Origin of the sequence: Solwaraspora sp. WMMA2065 (genome assembly GCF_030345075.1) — a bacterium.
GTDB lineage: Bacteria > Actinomycetota > Actinomycetes > Mycobacteriales > Micromonosporaceae > Micromonospora_E.
The window spans coordinates 5767246-5782065 of the sequence record NZ_CP128361.1 but is presented as its reverse complement, the minus strand read 5'-3'; the positions used below and the strand labels follow the sequence as shown (position 1 = coordinate 5782065).

The window sequence follows — 14820 nt, the reverse complement described above, 5'->3', positions numbered from 1 at the left end:
GCTCACCGGCCGAACGGGTCCGGCCGGCGGTCCAACAGCCGGTGCAGGGCCTGCTGGATCGTCTCCCGCACCTGGTCGGCCAGGTTGAACACGACCAGCGGGTCATCGGCGTGGTCGGCGAACCGGGTGGTCGGGATCGGCGGGCAGAACTCGATCAGCCACTTGCTCGGCAACGGCACCAGGCCGAGCGGCCCCAGCCACGGGAACGTCGGCGTCACCGGGAAGTACGGCAGGCCGAGAATCCGGGCGAGCGGGGCGATGTTCGCCAGCATCGGATAGGTCTCCTCGGCGCCGACGATCGCCACCGGAACGATCGGCGATCCGGTACGGATAGCCGCCGAGACGAACCCACCCCGACCGAACCGTTGCAGTTTGTAACGCTGCGAGTACGGCTTACCGACTCCCTTGAAACCCTCCGGGAAGACCCCGACCAGTTCCCCGCCACCGAGCAACCGCTCGGCGTCCGGGTTGCAGGCCACGGTGCCGCCGAACTTGCGGGTCAGTTCGGACAGGAACGGCAACCGGAAGACCAGGTCGGCGCTGAGCAGCCGCAGGTGCCGGTGCCGCGGATGCTCGTCGTGCAGGATCGCGGTGAGCACGGCCGCGTCCAGCGCGACCGTGCCGGAGTGGTTGCCGACCACGAGCCCGGCACCGTCCACCGGCAGGTGTTCGACCCCGGACACCTCGGTGCGGAACCACTCGCGGTAGAGCGCCCGCAGCACCGGCAGGAACACGCCTTCGGTGAGATCGGGATCGAAGCCGAACTCGTCCACCTCGTACTCGCCGGCCAACCGGCGGCGCAGAAACGCCAGGCCGGCGGCCACCCGCTGATCCCAGACGTCGCCGGGTCGGTCCGGCACGGTCATGCCAGTTCCCGCTGATCGCCGGCGTGGGCGGCGCGGACCCGGCGGATGCCGTCCAGGATCGCCTGCTCGGCGGCGGCCAGCCGGTCGCCGGCGAGCAGCGCACCGTCCGGGTGGGCGCGCAGGAAATCGTCGAAGGCGGCCTGCGTCGACCGCGGTTCGAAACCGAACTCGCGGATCAACCGGGAGGTGTCGACCACCCGGCCGTGGACGAACAGGTCGATCTGGTCGAACCCGTAGCGCCCGACACCGAAGGCCCGGGTGACGCCGGCGGCACCGGACAGTCCCGGCTCCAGCACCGGTACGGCGACCCGGCCGGCCCGCCGGATCGCCTGGGAGAGGGTGAGCACGCCCGGCCCGGCGACGTTGAACGTGCCGGGCCGGTCCTCCACCACCGCCCGGTGCAGCACCTCGAGTGCGTCGTCGACGTGCACGAACTGCAGCCGGGGGTCCCGGCCGAAGACGGTCGGCACCAGCGGCTGGGCGAAGTAGCGGGTCAGACTGGTCTCGGCGGTCGAGCCGATGAACGGGGCGAAGCGCAGCACCGTGGCGGTGACGTCGGGCCGGCGGCGGCGGAAGCCTCGCACGTACGCCTCGATATCCAGAATGTCGCGGGCGAACCCGCCGCGCGGCACCTCGCGGGGCTCAGTCTCCTCCGTGAAGACCGCCGGATCGCGGAACGAGGCACCGTAGGCCGCCGTCGACGACCGCACCACCAGCTTGCGCAGACCGGAGGCCCGCTGGCAGGCGGCGAGCAGCTGCATGGTGCCGATGACGTTCTGTTCCTTCATCGCGGCGCGGCCGCCGTACTGCTGGTCCGGTCCACTGACGACGGCCAGGTGCACGACGGCTGACGCATTGAGGTCCGCGATGATGCCGCTGGCCGCGCCAGCGTCGGCGCGGACCTGGTCGACGTCGCGCAACAGGTCCGCGAAATCCGGCGCCGGTGTGGCAGTGTCCAGCCCGACGACCCGGCCGACCCGGGGGTCGGCGGCGAGTCGACCGGCGACCCGGGCGCCGATGAATCGGCTCGTCCCGGTTACCACCACGGTCGGGGACCTCACCATACGGCCTTCCAAGTGCTGGCGGGTGACCGGAGCGTCGCTAAGCCGGGCCTGGGCCCGGCCACGGTCACTTGCCGAGACGTCGACGCTGGACGCGGGTCTTGCGCAGCAGCTTGCGGTGCTTCTTCTTGGCCATACGCTTGCGGCGCTTCTTGACCACCGAGCCCATACGAAAGCCTTTCCAACGAACGTTCGGGTCGGCCCGTGCGCAGCGTGCGGTGTGGCTGACGCGTGGGCCGAACTGGACAACCGGCCGGGCCGGCGGGCGGACTCACCCGCGCATGCGACGGCACGGCCGGCGTCAAGCCTAGCCCGCGCGTGTCATCAGCACCAACGCGGCCCCGGCGCCAGCCGGGGGACGCGTCGGTGCCGGGCGTCTCCGGATACCCGCTAGGCGGTTTCCCGGAAAGCCCCTCGCAGGTACTCGTGCACCGCGTGTTCCGGCACCCGGAACGACCGGCCGACCCGTACCGCGGAGAGTTCACCGGAGTGCACGAGTCGATAGACGGTCATCTTGGACACCCGCATCACCCTCGCCACCTCGGCGACGGTCAGGAACTTGACCTCCGACAGCCTGTCCTCGGACTGTGGTGATCCTGCCATGGTTCACCAATCCATCCCATTTCCCCGGCGCGTGCCGCCCAGCGGGACCCTTCCGCGCCGCGACGGACAACGCACGTGTTACCAGTACGGTAACGGGGTCACTGTGACCGGCGCGATCCGTTCCGTCATTTGATGCCTGCGGCAGGGCGGCCAACACCCGTACGGGCTACCGGCACGACGCGACGGGTGACGGCTCAGCCGACCGCCCGCCGGACGTAGTCGACGCACGCCTCCTGCAGGCCCTCCCAGGACTCACCGAACTGGGTCCGGGCGGCCTCGTCGAGACCCACGCCGTCGTGCACCACGGCGCGGAAGAACGCCAACGTCCGCTCCTCGCCGAACCGGTCGACCAGGTGCCGGACCGCCAGGTAGCCCACCCCGTACCCGGCACCGACTTGCCAGTCCTCGGCGTCCGCAGTCGGCTCGACGCTGCTCAGCGGCCCCTGCCAGTCCTGTTCCAGGACCAGCCGGCGGACGTCGTCCAGCCCTTCGTAGCGGACCACCGGCCGGCCGCCGGCTGCGGCGTGCTCCGCCAGTCCTTCGATCAACCACCAGGCGGCCCGCTCCCGGTTCCCGCCGTCCGGCAGAGACGCGGCGTGGGTCAACTCGTGACGCAGCAGGTCCGGCCGGAGCACGTCGCGTAGGTTCGTGCCGTTGAGCACGATCTCGTAGTGTCCGCCGCCGACCGCCACCGCGTACCCGGCGGTCCAGTCCGGACGGTCCCCGCCGTACCAGCTGCCCCATTCGTCGGAGCCGGCGTAGAAGACCCGGTACCGGTCCGGGGCGGTGCCGGAGACCGCGTACCGGTCCGCGACCGCCGCTGCCTCCTCGGCGTCACGCAGCAGGTCGGGCAGCAGATCCCGGTGCTGTGGGGTGGTTGCCACCAGGGTCCGGTTGCCGGTCGCGACGACCAGTTCACTGACCTCCCAGGGCCGGGGCCCGTCCTGCAGGGTCAGCGACGGCTCGACCGCGACGAGGCGCAGCCGTCCACCCTTGGTGCTCCAGCGCTGACCGACCACCACCTCGCTGGTCTCGCAGGACGGCACCACGAAGCAGTGCTGGTAGCTGACCAGCAGCCGCCACTCGGTGCCGAGCGCCGCCGGGCCGGTCGGCGCCGGGGTGGCCGGTGCCGGTGACGGGCCCGCAGTGACCGTTGTCGTCGGCGCGGCAGTGGGCGTGGCGGTCGTGGCGGTCGTCGTCGTCGCGAGTGTGGGGGTGGCCGACCCGGTGGCCGCTGGCGTGGGCGTGGCGGCGGTCGGGGCGAATTCGACCGGCAGCGTACTGACCGACGGGCGCCACGCCGTCACCTGCATCGCGCGCAGGGTCTGGAACTGGCGGGCCAGATCGTCGTGGGCGGCCGAGCCGGGTTCGGCGACCGCGAGGAACCCCCGTTCGTCGCCGGCGATCAGCGCGGCGGCCTGCTGGTCGAGCAGGGCGTTGATCTGAGTACGCAGCCAGGCCTGGGTGGCGGCCGGCGGATCGCCCGGCGCAGGGCTGGCCGGCGGCCCGGTCTGCGGGGTGACCGTCGGTTCGATCACCGGTGGTTCCGGGCTGGGCAACCGGTCGATCAGCGCCACCGCACCGACCACCGGCACGGCGCAGAACAACACCGTCGCGACGATGCCGAGCACCGGCCAGAGCGACCAGCGCCGCTCCGGCGGCGGGGTCACCGGGACTGGCGTGGGATCCGGCTGCTCCGGCTGGTCCGGCTGGTCCGTCGGCGACGAGTCCGGTTCGTCCGATCCATCGGACTCCGGCCGCTGCGTCAATCCGTCCGGCTCTCGCTGATCGGGCTCCGGCCGCTGCGCCGAACTGTCCGGCTCTCGCTGATCCGCCGATCCGTCCGGGTCCGGCTGGTCGGTCGGTACGGAGTCCTGCCGGTCGGTCACCCGCCGAATGATACGGGGACGGGAACCATCCCGGTCCAGCCCGGGTTGAGCGGCGACACAGGGTGCCGACGTCAGTCGCGGGAGCGCAGCGCCCGGCCGAGAAACGCCACGTTGGCCGGGCGTTCGGCCAGCCTGCGCATCAGGTAGCCGTACCAGTCGGTGCCGTAGGGCAGGTAGACCCGCATGGTGTAGCCCTCCCCCGCGAGCCGGGCCTGTTCGGCCGGTCGAACCCCGTACAGCATCTGGAACTCGAACTCCTCCGGCGCCCGGTCGAACCAGCGGGCCCGGTCCTCGGCGATCGCGATCAGGCGCGGGTCGTGGGTGGCCAGCATCGGGTAGCCGGCACCGGAGAACAGGATGTTGAGGCACCGTACGAAGGACTTGTCGACGTCGATCGCCGACTGGTAGGCGACCGACTCCGGCTCCGCGTACGCACCCTTGCACAGCCGCACCCGGGAACCGGCGGTGGCCAACTCCCGGCAGTCCGCCTCGGTACGCCGCAGGTACGCCTGCAGCACCGCACCGGTGGATGGATGGTCGGCACGCAGCCTCTGCAGGATGTCCAGCGTCGAGTCGGTGGTGGTGTGGTCCTCCATGTCGAGGGTGACGGTGCCACCGGCGGCGGCCGCCGCCGCGCAGATCGCGCGGGCGTGCTCGGTCGCCGCCGGCTCGTCGAACCGCTGTCCGAGCGCGGAGAGTTTCACGCTGACGTCGGCACCAGCAGCGAGACCGGCCCGGTCCAGCGCGTCGAGCAGGGCCAGGTACTCCGCCCGCACCGCGCTGGCCTGCTCAGCGGTGGTGGTGTCCTCGCCGAGGTGGTCGATGCTGATAACCAGGCCGGCACCAGTCAGCTCGGCCGCGGCGGTCAACGCCGCGTCGATCGTGGTGCCGCCGACAAATCGGCGTACCACGTCACGGCTGAACGGGGCGGCGGCGACCAGCCGTTCGATCGTGGTCGACCGGGACGCGGCGAGGATGACCGAGCGAAGCATAGGGCGAGGGTATCGCCCTTGACGACGACCGGCCCGGTCAGTGGCCGAGGTCCGGCGACGCAGGGCGTGCATCGGTGAGCTACAACAGTGCTGTGGACAAGATCTCCCCGCGCCGGCTCCGGTCGACCAGCGTCCAACTCGGCGCGCTGACCGCGCTGGCGCTCTCCCTCTCCGGCTGCAACCTGGTCCCGGACGACGACTGCGACGACGACCGGTCGATGGGTTCCGGCTCCGGCGACGGCACGACGGTGCTGGCGATGGCCGCGGGCGGTGCCGGGGTGGTCGTCGCCCGTACCGCGCCGGAAGCTGCGGCCGGGACCGCCGCGGCTGTCCCCGACCGAGGCGGGTTCGGCACCCACCTCGCCTCCTGCGGCGGCTGAGCGTGCGGCGCGAAACCTGCCGGCCCCGGCCGGACTGGGACGCGACGGTACGGCAGCAGGGCCTGGTCTACGCCGACACCGAACTGCCCAACGGCTCGGTGATGTCCTACTGGGACGAATCCGCCTGCTACGCCTTCGACCTGCCGGAGGTGCTGCGACTGGAGGAGGCGACCGAGGAGCTGCACCGGATGGCGGCGACGGCGGCCGAGCACGTGGTGACGCACCGGCTGTACGCCGACTTCGGCATTCCGGCGTGGGCCGCCGACGCCGTCGCCCGGTCGTTGCGCGAGCGGCCACCGAGTCTGTACGGCCGATTCGACCTCTGGTACGACGGCTCCTGGCCGCCGAAGCTGCTGGAGTACAACGCCGACACCCCCACCGCCCTGGTCGAAGCCGCGATCGTGCAGTGGTACTGGCTGGAGGACACCCGACCGCAGCTCGACCAGTGGAACAGCCTGCACGAACGGCTGGTGGCGGGCTGGGCGCAGATCAAGGCCGGGATGTACCACCCGACGCTGCACGTCACCTGGTCGAGCGAGGAGGAGACCGGCGAGGATCTGATGACCGCCGGCTACCTCGCCGAGACCGCCCGGCAGGCCGGGCTGACCGCCGAGCTGCTGCCGATGCTGGACGTCGGCTGGGACGGCCGGCGCTTCGTTGACGCCGCCGACCGGCCGATCACCACCTGCTTCAAGCTCTACCCGTGGGAGTGGATGCTGGCCGAGCCGTACGGTCGGTTGGCGCTCGAACCGGGCACCCCGACCACCTGGATCGAGCCGGCCTGGAAGCTGCTGCTGTCGAACAAGGCACTACTGGCGGTGCTCTGGGAGCTGTTTCCGGACCACCCGTACCTACTGCCGGCGTACCTGGACGGACCGCGCGGGATGTCGGAGTACGTCGCCAAGCCGCTGCTCGGCCGGGAAGGCGCGGGGGTACGGATCGTGACCGCAGGCGGCGAGATCGGGAATCCGGGCGACTACGGCGCCGAAGGCTGGTGCTACCAGGAGTTCCGGGCGCTGCCGGCGTTCGACGACAACCATCTGGTGCTGGGCAGCTGGGTGGTGGACGGCGAGTCCGCCGGTGCCGGGTTGCGGGAGAGTTCCGGATTGATAACCGACGGGTACGCCCGGTTTCTGCCGCACTACGTGGCCGCCCACCGGGCGATCTGAATCGTCTACGGTTGTCAGGTGGACTTCGACGCCTACGCGCGGACCGCAGTTGATCTGGTCAACTCCCCGTTGGCTGACCTCGACGACCTGAGGGCGCTGTTCCACGGCGACCACGTCTGGATGTGCGACGAGGTCTGTGACCGCGACCTGACGGTGTTCCGGCGGGCCGCTAGACGCCTGCGGGATGTCTTCGAGTACGGCACCACCGGACGCGATGCCGACGCGGTCGCCGAGCTCAACTCGCTGCTCGCGGCGTTTCCGGTGCAGCCGCGAATCTCCGGCCACGACTCCAACGACTGGCACATGCACGTGACCGGCCGGGGAGCCTCGGTCAGCGCCGAGTATCTGGCCGGGGCGGTGTGGGGGCTGTCGGTCTGGCTGTGCGAGTACGGCAGTGCCCGCTTCGGCGTCTGCGCTGACGCCCGCTGCGGCAACGTCTACCTGGACACGTCGTCGAACTGCTGCCGGCGGTTCTGCTCGGAGCGCTGCGCCACCCGTTCGCACGTGGCCGCGCACCGGGCCCGCAAGCGCGCCGCCGTCGAGGACAAGCCGCTGCTGCCGGTCAGCTGACCGGTGTTCCCCGACTCCAGCCGGCCAGTTTCCTCCGGCCCAGCCGGCCAGTCTTTCCGGCTCAGCCGGCCGGCTGGTCGACGGTCGCCGACCAGCCGGGGCTGCCGCCGTCGATGGTGGCCAGGTGCCGGCGGGCGAACGCCAACGACTCGCGCAGGTCGGCCTCGCGCACCGTACGGCTGCGGGCGCCGCGGGTGGCGACCTCGACCGCCACCGCGCCCCGGAAGCCGTTGCCGGCCAGCGAGCTGAGCAGCTCGCCGCACGGCTGGTTGCCCCGGCCGGGGACCAGATGCTCGTCGCGGCCGAGGCCGCTGCCGTCGCCGAGGTGCACGTGCTCCAGGCGGTCGCCCATCGCGGCGGCGAGGGCCAGTGCGTCGGCCCGCGACGCGGCGCAGTGCGACAGGTCGAGGGTGTACGCGTCGTAGCCGACCTCGGTCGGATCCCAGCCGGGCTGATACGGGACGAACTCACGGCCGGCCATCCGGACCGGGAACATGTTCTCCACCGCGAACCGCACCTGTGGGTGGGCGTCGCGCAGGGTACGCAGCCCGTCGGCGAAGGTACGGGCGTAGTCGCGTTGCCAGCTGAACGGTGGATGCACCACGACGGTCGGCGCGCCGAGCGTCTCGGCCAGTACGGCCGAGCGGCGCAGTCGTTCCCACGGGTCGGAGCTCCAGACCCGCTGGGTGACCAGCAGGCAGGGGGCATGCACAGCGAGTACCGGCACACCGTAGTGCGCGGCGAGCCCACGCAGCGCGCCAGCGTCCTGGCTGACCGCATCGGTCCAGACCATCACCTCGATGCCGTCGTAGCCGAGCGCGGCGGCCAGCTCGAAGGCGGCCGCCGTCGGCTCGGGAAACACCGATGAGCTGGAGAGCAGCACGGGTACCGCGGAGGTCACGTCGCCCAGCCTAGCCCGGCCGGCGCAGACCTGCCGGATCGGTGACCATGCCAAGGTCACCGGCAGAGATCAGCTCCAACTGAGCCATCCGGCGCAGGATCACCCCTTCCCGCAGCGCCCACGGACAGATGTCCAGCGACTCGATGCCCAACTGCCGCATGACCGACTCGGCCACCACCGCCCCCGCCAGCAACTGATGCCCCCGGCTGGCGCTGACCCCTTCGAGTTCGTGCAACTCGGCGGGCGGGATGTGGCGGATGAACCCGGTCACCTGACGCAGCCCGGTACGGGTCAGCCGCCGGGGTGCCCACAGCCCGGCGCTGGACGGCGCGGCCCCGGTCAGCCGGGCCAGGGTGCGGAACGTCTTGGAGGTGCCGACCGCCCGGTCCCAGCCCTGCGCCTGCAGCAGCGGAACCATCGTCTGCACCTGGGCGTCGACGTACTCCCGCAGGTCGGTGACGAACTGTGCGGCCGGTGGGCTGACAGTGAACGGGGTGACCCCGAGTCGTTCCCGGGTCAACCGGCCGGCCCCGAGCGGCAGCGACTGGGCCAGGTGCGGCTCCTCGTCGACCCCGGCGGCCAGTTCCAGGGAGCCGCCGCCGATGTCCAGCACCAGCAGCCGGCCGGCGGACCAGCCGAACCAGCGGCGGACCGCGAGGAAGGTCATCCGGGCCTCGTCGGCGCCGGAGAGCACCTGCAGGTGCACGCCGGTCTCGGCGCGGACCCGGGCCAGCACCGCCGCCGAATTGGTGGCGTCGCGCACCGCCGAGGTGGCGAACGCGATCAGGTCGCTGGTCTGCCAGTGGTCGGCTGCGGCCCGCGCGGCGGCCACCGCTTCGACCAGGGCGTCCGCCCCGGCCGGGGTGAGCGCGCCGTCCGGTCCGATCTGTTCGGCGAGCCGCAGCAGCGACTTCTCCGAGTGTGCCGGCCACGGGTGGGCGCCGGGGTGTGCGTCCACCACGAGCAGATGCACGGTGTTGGAACCGACGTCGAGCACACCCAGTCGCATGTGATCACCCTAGGCCAACCCGGCGTACCGACCCGCTTGCCCGTTCCGCCGCAGGTGGCAGGCGTACGCTGGCCGGGTGGCACCCCGTGACGAGCTCCGGATCCTGGTCGAGACCCCGGCCGACCCCCGCAGTCGGGAGGTCGAGCTGGACTTTCCCCGTGAGTGGATCGAGTTCGTCGACCCGGCCGACGCCGCGCATCTGGTCCGGGCCGACCTGACCTGGTTGCTGTCCCGCTGGACCTGTGTGTTCGGTGGGTCCTGCCACGGCATCATCGCCGGGCGGGCCGGGGACGGCTGCTGTTCGCACGGTGCCTTCTTCACCGACAGCGACGACGAGAACCGGGTCAAGTCGGCTGCGAAGCGGCTCACCCCGCAGACCTGGCAGCACTACCGGCGCGGGTTCAAGAACTACACCGAGATGGACACCGTCGACGGTAGGAATCCGGCGCGGCGGACCGCCACCCGCAGCGCCGACGGGCCGTGCGTGTTCCACAACGACGCCGACTTCCCCGGCGGCGGGGGCTGCGCGCTGCACGCCCAGGCGCTGCGCGACGGGGTGCATCCGCTGGAGTACAAGCCGGACGTCTGCTGGCAGTTGCCGATCCGCCGGGACCAGGAGTGGACCAAGCGTCCGGACGGCAGCAAGGTGCTGGTCTCCACGCTGACCGAGTTCGACCGGCGGGGCTGGGGTGCCGGTGGGCACGACCTGGACTGGTGGTGCACCTCGTCGCCGGAGGCGCACGTCGGGGGCGAGCCAATGTACCGGTCGTACGAGCCGGAGCTGACCGCGCTGGTCGGCAAGGCGGCGTACGCCCGCCTGGCCGAGCTGTGCGCGGCACGGGCCCGGCGCGGCCTGGTGGCAGCGCACCCGGCCACGCCGCGTCGGCGGACGCCGAACGCCCGCCGGTCGGAGTGACACCGACGCGACCGGCGGCACCGGCACAGGCCCCAACATCTGGTCAGGACTCGAACTTGTAGCCCAGCCCGCGCACGGTGACGATGAAGCGCGGCGCCGACGGCTCCGGTTCGATCTTGGAACGCAGCCGCTTGACGTGCACATCGAGGGTCTTGGTGTCACCGACGTAGTCGGCACCCCACACCCGGTCGATCAGCTGCCCCCGGGTGAGCACCCGGCCGGCGTTGCGCAGCAGCAGCTCGAGCAGCTCGAACTCCTTCAGCGGCAGCTGGACCGAGTCCCCGCCGACGGTCACCACGTGCCGCTCGACATCCATCCGGACCGGTCCGGCGGTCAGCGTCGCGGTGGACGGCTCGATCACCTCGGTGCTCTGTCGGCGCAGCACCGCCCGGATCCGGGCGACCAGTTCCCGGGGCGAGTACGGCTTGGTGACGTAGTCGTCGGCGCCGATCTCCAGGCCCACCACCTTGTCGATCTCGCTGTCCCGGGCAGTCACCATGATGATCGGCACCCGCGAGCGTTGCCGCAGTTCACGGCAGACCTCGGTGCCGGACATCTCGGGCAGCATCAGGTCGAGCAGCACGATGTCCGCTCCGGTGCGGTCGAATTCGGTGAGCGCGTCGGTGCCGGTTGGCGCCACCGACACCTCGAACCCCTCTTTGCGCAGCATGTAGGAGAGCGCGTCGGAGAAGGACTCCTCGTCCTCCACCACGAGTACCCGGGCCACTTGTCGTTCCTTCCCTGTGTCCGGCCTGATCCGCTCAGACCTGCTCGTGCGCGGCCGGACCGGTGTCGATCTCAACCGATTCGGGTAGCGGCAGTGCGGCGTCCGGCGGGCTGGCAGGCAGCCGCAGCGTGAACGTCGACCCTCCACCCAGCGTGCTGGACACCTCGACCCGACCGCCATGGTTGGTGACGATGTGCTTGACGATGGCCAGGCCCAGCCCGGTGCCGCCGGTGCTGCGTGAGCGCGCCTGGTCGGCCCGGTAGAACCGTTCGAAGATCCGGTCGACCTCGTCGGGGGCGATGCCGATGCCCTGGTCCGCGACGGCGATGTCGACGAAGCCATCGACCCGGGTGACGGTCACCGTGACCCGGGTGTCCTCACCGGAGTAGGCGATCGCGTTCTCCACCAGGTTCGCCAACGCGGTGGCGATCTGGCTGTCACGACCGTACACGGTCAGCCCGCGTTCGCCCGCCACCGCCACCTCGACCCGGCGGGCCGCAGCCGGGGTACGGGTCCGGTCCACGACCTCGGCGAGCACCCAGTCGACGGCGATCGGGTCGGGCGCCGGCAGCGGCTCGGCCCCCTGCAGCCGGGTGAGTTCGAGCAGCTCGTTGACCAGCCGGCCGAGCCGGGTCGACTCGTGCTGAATCCGTTCGGCGAACCGGCGGGCGGCGGCCACGTCATCGGTCGGGTCGGTGACCGCGCTGTCCGGATCGGTGGCGTCCAGCAACGCCTCGGCGAGCAACTGCAGGGCACCGATCGGGGTCTTCAGCTCATGGCTGACGTTGGCGACGAAGTCCCGGCGGACCCTGGCCACCCGGTGCGACTCGGTGACGTCGGCGGCTTCGACCGCCACGTGGTTGTCGCGCAGGCCGACGGCCCGCAGGTGCACCCCGAGCGGGTCCTGGGTGCCGCCTTCGCGGCCCCGGGGCAGGTCGAGCTCCACCTCGCGGCGCACGCCGGTGCGGCGGACCTGCCCGGCCAGGGTACGGATGATCGGGTGCGCGGTGACGCTGCCCGGCGTGGGTCCGGCCCGGAGCATGCCCATCGCCCGGGCCGCCGGGTTGACCAGCACCGGTCGGTCGGCGCCGTCGAGCACCACCACACCGACCCGTAGTGAGTCCAGGCTCCGGCGGGCCAGCGAGTCGATCAGGCTGCGGTCCGGGGTCGGGGGTGCCGCAGCGGCGTCGTTCGCGACGATCGGCGGCCTCCCGTTGCTGGACGTACGCTGCCCGCCCCGGTGTTCAACCGGGGCGGATGCCAGTTGTCGTGCCCGGGCTCGCGCCAGGAGCAGACCGGCGACGAGCCCGCCGCCAGTGCCGACGGCCGCACCGCCGGCCAGAACCGCCCAATCCACGGGGCGATCGTAGGGTCATTGTTAACCTGGTCAGCCACCCGAACAGGACATATCTCACCGCAATCGTCAGATGTTCATACTGCCGCCCCGCTCTGTTCACCCCTGTTCATCTGGGTGCCGGCAAGCCGCCATACGGTGTGGGCGACACCGGGCGGGACCAGGACCGGAGACCTCCCACCACGACGACGGAAGGCCACCATGCGCGAGGAGTTCCAGGCCGAGCTGCAGGAAATCAGCGAACTGCTGGTATCGATGGCGGAAGCCGCTCAGACGGCGCTGCGCCGGGCGACCGGCGCGCTGCTCACCGCCGACCGCGAGGCCGGCGAGCTGGTGCTGGTCAACGATGCCGAGATCGATGCCCTCTACCGCACGGTGGAGGAACGGGTCAGCGATCTACTGGCCCGGCAGGCGCCGGTCGCCTCCGACCTGCGGATGGCGATCACCGCGCTGCACGTGGCCTCCGGGTTGGAGCGGATGGGCGACCTCGCCGACCACGTGGCCAAGACCGCCCTGCGGCGGCACCCGTCACCAGCGGTCCCGGCCGAGCTACGCGGAGTGTTCTCGGAGATGGCCGAGGTCGCCGACCGCATGATCGCGAAGGTGGTCGGGGTGCTGCGTACCCCGGACGCGAAGACCGCCGCCGAGCTCGACAGCGACGACGACGCGATGGACGAGCTGCACCGCAAGCTGTTCCGGGTGCTGCTGGGCAAGGACTGGCCGTACGGTGCGGAGACCGCCATCGACGGCGCGCTGCTGGGCCGGTTCTACGAGCGGTACGCCGACCACGCGGTCAATGCCGGCCGGCGGGTCGTCTACCACGTGACCGGGGTGAACCCGAACGACTGAGCACCAGGGCGCCGGGGCCAGGGGTACGGGGCGGGCAACGTCCCGTACCCCTGGTCCGACGGCTCAGCGGCCCTGGTTGGCGACCGCGGCGGCCGCGGCAGCGGCGGCGTCCGGGTCCAGGTAGTCACCGCCGACGTTGACCGGCCGCAGCGCGCCGTCCAGGTCGTAGCGCAGCGGGATGCCGGTCGGGATGTTCAGCTTGGCGATCGCCTCGTCGGAGATCCCGTCGAGGTGCTTCACCAGCGCCCGCAGCGAGTTGCCGTGCGCCGCGACCAGCACCTGCTTGCCGGCGAGCAGGTCCGGCACGATCGCGTCGTACCAGTACGGCAGCATCCGCCGCACCACGTCGGCCAGGCATTCGGTCCGGGGCATCAACTCGGGCGGCAGCTCCCGGTACCGCGGCTCGCCGACCTGCGACCAGTCGTCGTCGTCGGCGATCGGCGGCGGCGGGGTGTCGTAGGAGCGACGCCAGAGCATGAACTGCTCCTCGCCGTACTCCTCCAGGGTCTGCTTCTTGTTCTTGCCCTGCAGCGCACCGTAGTGCCGCTCGTTGAGCCGCCACGACCGGCGCACCGGGATCCAGCCCCGGTCCGCGGTGTGCAGCGCCAGTTCGCTGGTCCGGATGGCCCGCCGCAGCACGCTGGTGTGCACGACGTCCGGCAGCAGGTTGTGCTGCGCCAGCAGCTCACCGCCACGCCGCGCCTCGGCCTCGCCCTTGGCAGTCAGATCCACGTCGACCCAACCGGTGAAGAGGTTCTTCGCGTTCCACTCGCTCTCGCCATGCCGGAGCAGCACCAGTGTCCCCACAGTCATGACCTCATCCTGCCGGAACCGGCCGTCGCGAACTCACCGGCCTGCGGTGACGACCACCACGTGGAACTCACCCGTCGGTCGGTCGGGCCTGCCTCGACAGGTAGGTGCAAAGGCGGTTCGGCCGTCACGCGGACTCCGGAGTTGCCTCGATCTCGAGGCGGATGGCCTGCTGGCAAAGTTCGAACATACCGTGCAATTCGGTCTCACTTGGCGCATGCGCGATGATGGAACCGACCCGGTCGTTGGAGGAACGCACGTCGTCCAGGTAGGCACCCGGCTCCACATCGATCATCGTCTCGTGCACCGCAGCCGGCGCGTCCAGCGCCACCGGCTCCACTGGGCGTCGGATCAGCGTACTTCCCCACCAGTGCGGCGTCAGGCCCTCGACGTCGCAATGGACGGCCTTGAGATGCCCGGCGCGCTGCGCCAGGAAGCGCTGCCCGGTCCACCGACGGATTGAGGCGACTGGGCTGGCCGGCGTCGCGTCGGTGACGATCGCGTCGATGAGCACCTTCTCCAAGGAGACACCCATCGCCAGCTCCCACAGGGTTGGGATGGCGTCCCCACCGCCCCGAGCGGTCAGTTCCATCAGTACCGCCCCTCGTTCCGGATCCAGCCGAAGCTCGACATGGGCCATGCCGGTGCCCATCTGCAGCTGGTCCACGGCCTCTGCCGCCACCCGGCGCAGAACGTCGTAGCTCTGCTGATCTTGCGGCCCGAC

17 protein-coding genes are annotated in these 14820 nt (G+C 71.3%); 5 read left to right on the top strand and 12 right to left on the bottom strand.

Annotated elements, in window-relative coordinates; all coding sequences use genetic code 11:
* Positions 1–2: 2 nt before the first annotated feature.
* From O7610_RS26300 to O7610_RS26275, 6 genes are all read right to left on the bottom strand, one after another.
* A complete protein-coding gene (locus tag O7610_RS26300) occupies positions 3–866 on the bottom strand; it encodes a lysophospholipid acyltransferase family protein (RefSeq protein WP_281553057.1) in 864 nt (287 codons plus the stop codon).
* Positions 863–1930 carry an NAD-dependent epimerase/dehydratase family protein gene (locus tag O7610_RS26295; RefSeq protein WP_289212110.1) on the bottom strand — a complete coding sequence of 356 codons (1068 nt, stop codon included), beginning with the start codon at positions 1928–1930 and terminating at the stop codon, positions 863–865. The genes O7610_RS26300 and O7610_RS26295 overlap by 4 nt, the downstream gene beginning before the upstream one ends.
* Positions 1931–1994: 64 nt before the next feature.
* Complete coding sequence (locus O7610_RS26290) at positions 1995–2096, bottom strand: 30S ribosomal protein bS22 (RefSeq protein ID WP_007465623.1); 102 nt, start codon at positions 2094–2096, stop codon at positions 1995–1997.
* Between the two features lie 221 nt (positions 2097–2317).
* Positions 2318–2530: a helix-turn-helix domain-containing protein gene (locus tag O7610_RS26285; RefSeq protein ID WP_123605749.1), complete on the bottom strand. Its 213-nt coding sequence runs from the start codon at positions 2528–2530 to the stop codon at positions 2318–2320.
* A gap of 194 nt (positions 2531–2724) precedes the next feature.
* Entirely contained in the window at positions 2725–4419 is a 1695-nt protein-coding gene (locus tag O7610_RS26280) for a hypothetical protein (protein ID WP_289212109.1), read from the bottom strand.
* Between the two features lie 71 nt (positions 4420–4490).
* Entirely contained in the window at positions 4491–5411 is a 921-nt protein-coding gene (locus O7610_RS26275) for a proline dehydrogenase family protein (protein ID WP_281553054.1), read from the bottom strand.
* 74 nt (positions 5412–5485) lie between these two features.
* Between O7610_RS26275 and O7610_RS26270 the strand changes: the two genes are divergently transcribed.
* The 3 genes from O7610_RS26270 to O7610_RS26260 are packed head-to-tail and all read left to right on the top strand — an operon-like array spanning position 5486 to position 7530.
* Positions 5486–5791 (top strand): hypothetical protein, encoded by a 306-nt coding sequence (locus tag O7610_RS26270; protein WP_281553053.1) that lies wholly within the window; start codon positions 5486–5488, stop codon positions 5789–5791.
* A 2-nt stretch (positions 5792–5793) separates the two neighbouring features.
* A complete protein-coding gene (locus O7610_RS26265) occupies positions 5794–6960 on the top strand; it encodes a glutathionylspermidine synthase family protein (protein WP_289212108.1) in 1167 nt (388 codons plus the stop codon).
* An 18-nt stretch (positions 6961–6978) separates the two neighbouring features.
* Entirely contained in the window at positions 6979–7530 is a 552-nt protein-coding gene (locus O7610_RS26260) for a CGNR zinc finger domain-containing protein (protein ID WP_281553051.1), read from the top strand.
* A gap of 61 nt (positions 7531–7591) precedes the next feature.
* Here the strand turns inward: O7610_RS26260 and O7610_RS26255 are convergent, their stop codons facing one another.
* A complete protein-coding gene (locus O7610_RS26255; protein ID WP_281553050.1) occupies positions 7592–8431 on the bottom strand; it encodes a sugar phosphate isomerase/epimerase family protein in 840 nt (279 codons plus the stop codon).
* Between the two features lie 10 nt (positions 8432–8441).
* A complete protein-coding gene (locus O7610_RS26250; protein ID WP_281553049.1) occupies positions 8442–9440 on the bottom strand; it encodes a Ppx/GppA phosphatase family protein in 999 nt (332 codons plus the stop codon).
* 100 nt (positions 9441–9540) lie between these two features.
* On the opposite strand from O7610_RS26250, the gene O7610_RS26245 reads away from it, so the two are divergent.
* A complete protein-coding gene (locus O7610_RS26245) occupies positions 9541–10356 on the top strand; it encodes a DUF3109 family protein (RefSeq protein WP_475053850.1) in 816 nt (271 codons plus the stop codon).
* Positions 10357–10399: 43 nt separating this feature from the next.
* On the opposite strand, the gene O7610_RS26240 is transcribed toward O7610_RS26245, so the two are convergent.
* Positions 10400–11083, bottom strand: coding sequence for a response regulator (locus O7610_RS26240; RefSeq protein ID WP_281553047.1), 684 nt, complete (start codon positions 11081–11083; stop codon positions 10400–10402).
* 34 nt (positions 11084–11117) lie between these two features.
* A complete protein-coding gene (locus tag O7610_RS26235; RefSeq protein ID WP_289212107.1) occupies positions 11118–12440 on the bottom strand; it encodes a sensor histidine kinase in 1323 nt (440 codons plus the stop codon).
* 198 nt (positions 12441–12638) lie between these two features.
* On the opposite strand from O7610_RS26235, the gene phoU reads away from it, so the two are divergent.
* Positions 12639–13286 (top strand): phosphate signaling complex protein PhoU, encoded by a 648-nt coding sequence (gene phoU, locus O7610_RS26230; protein WP_123605756.1) that lies wholly within the window; start codon positions 12639–12641, stop codon positions 13284–13286.
* A 63-nt stretch (positions 13287–13349) separates the two neighbouring features.
* Here phoU and O7610_RS26225 read toward each other — a convergent pair whose 3' ends face one another.
* Together O7610_RS26225 and O7610_RS26220 are read right to left on the bottom strand one after the other, a co-directional pair.
* Complete coding sequence (locus O7610_RS26225; protein WP_233606528.1) at positions 13350–14099, bottom strand: phosphoglyceromutase; 750 nt, start codon at positions 14097–14099, stop codon at positions 13350–13352.
* Between the two features lie 124 nt (positions 14100–14223).
* Positions 14224–14763 carry a hypothetical protein gene (locus O7610_RS26220; protein ID WP_281553045.1) on the bottom strand — a complete coding sequence of 180 codons (540 nt, stop codon included), beginning with the start codon at positions 14761–14763 and terminating at the stop codon, positions 14224–14226.
* Between the last annotated feature and the right edge of the window lie 57 nt (positions 14764–14820).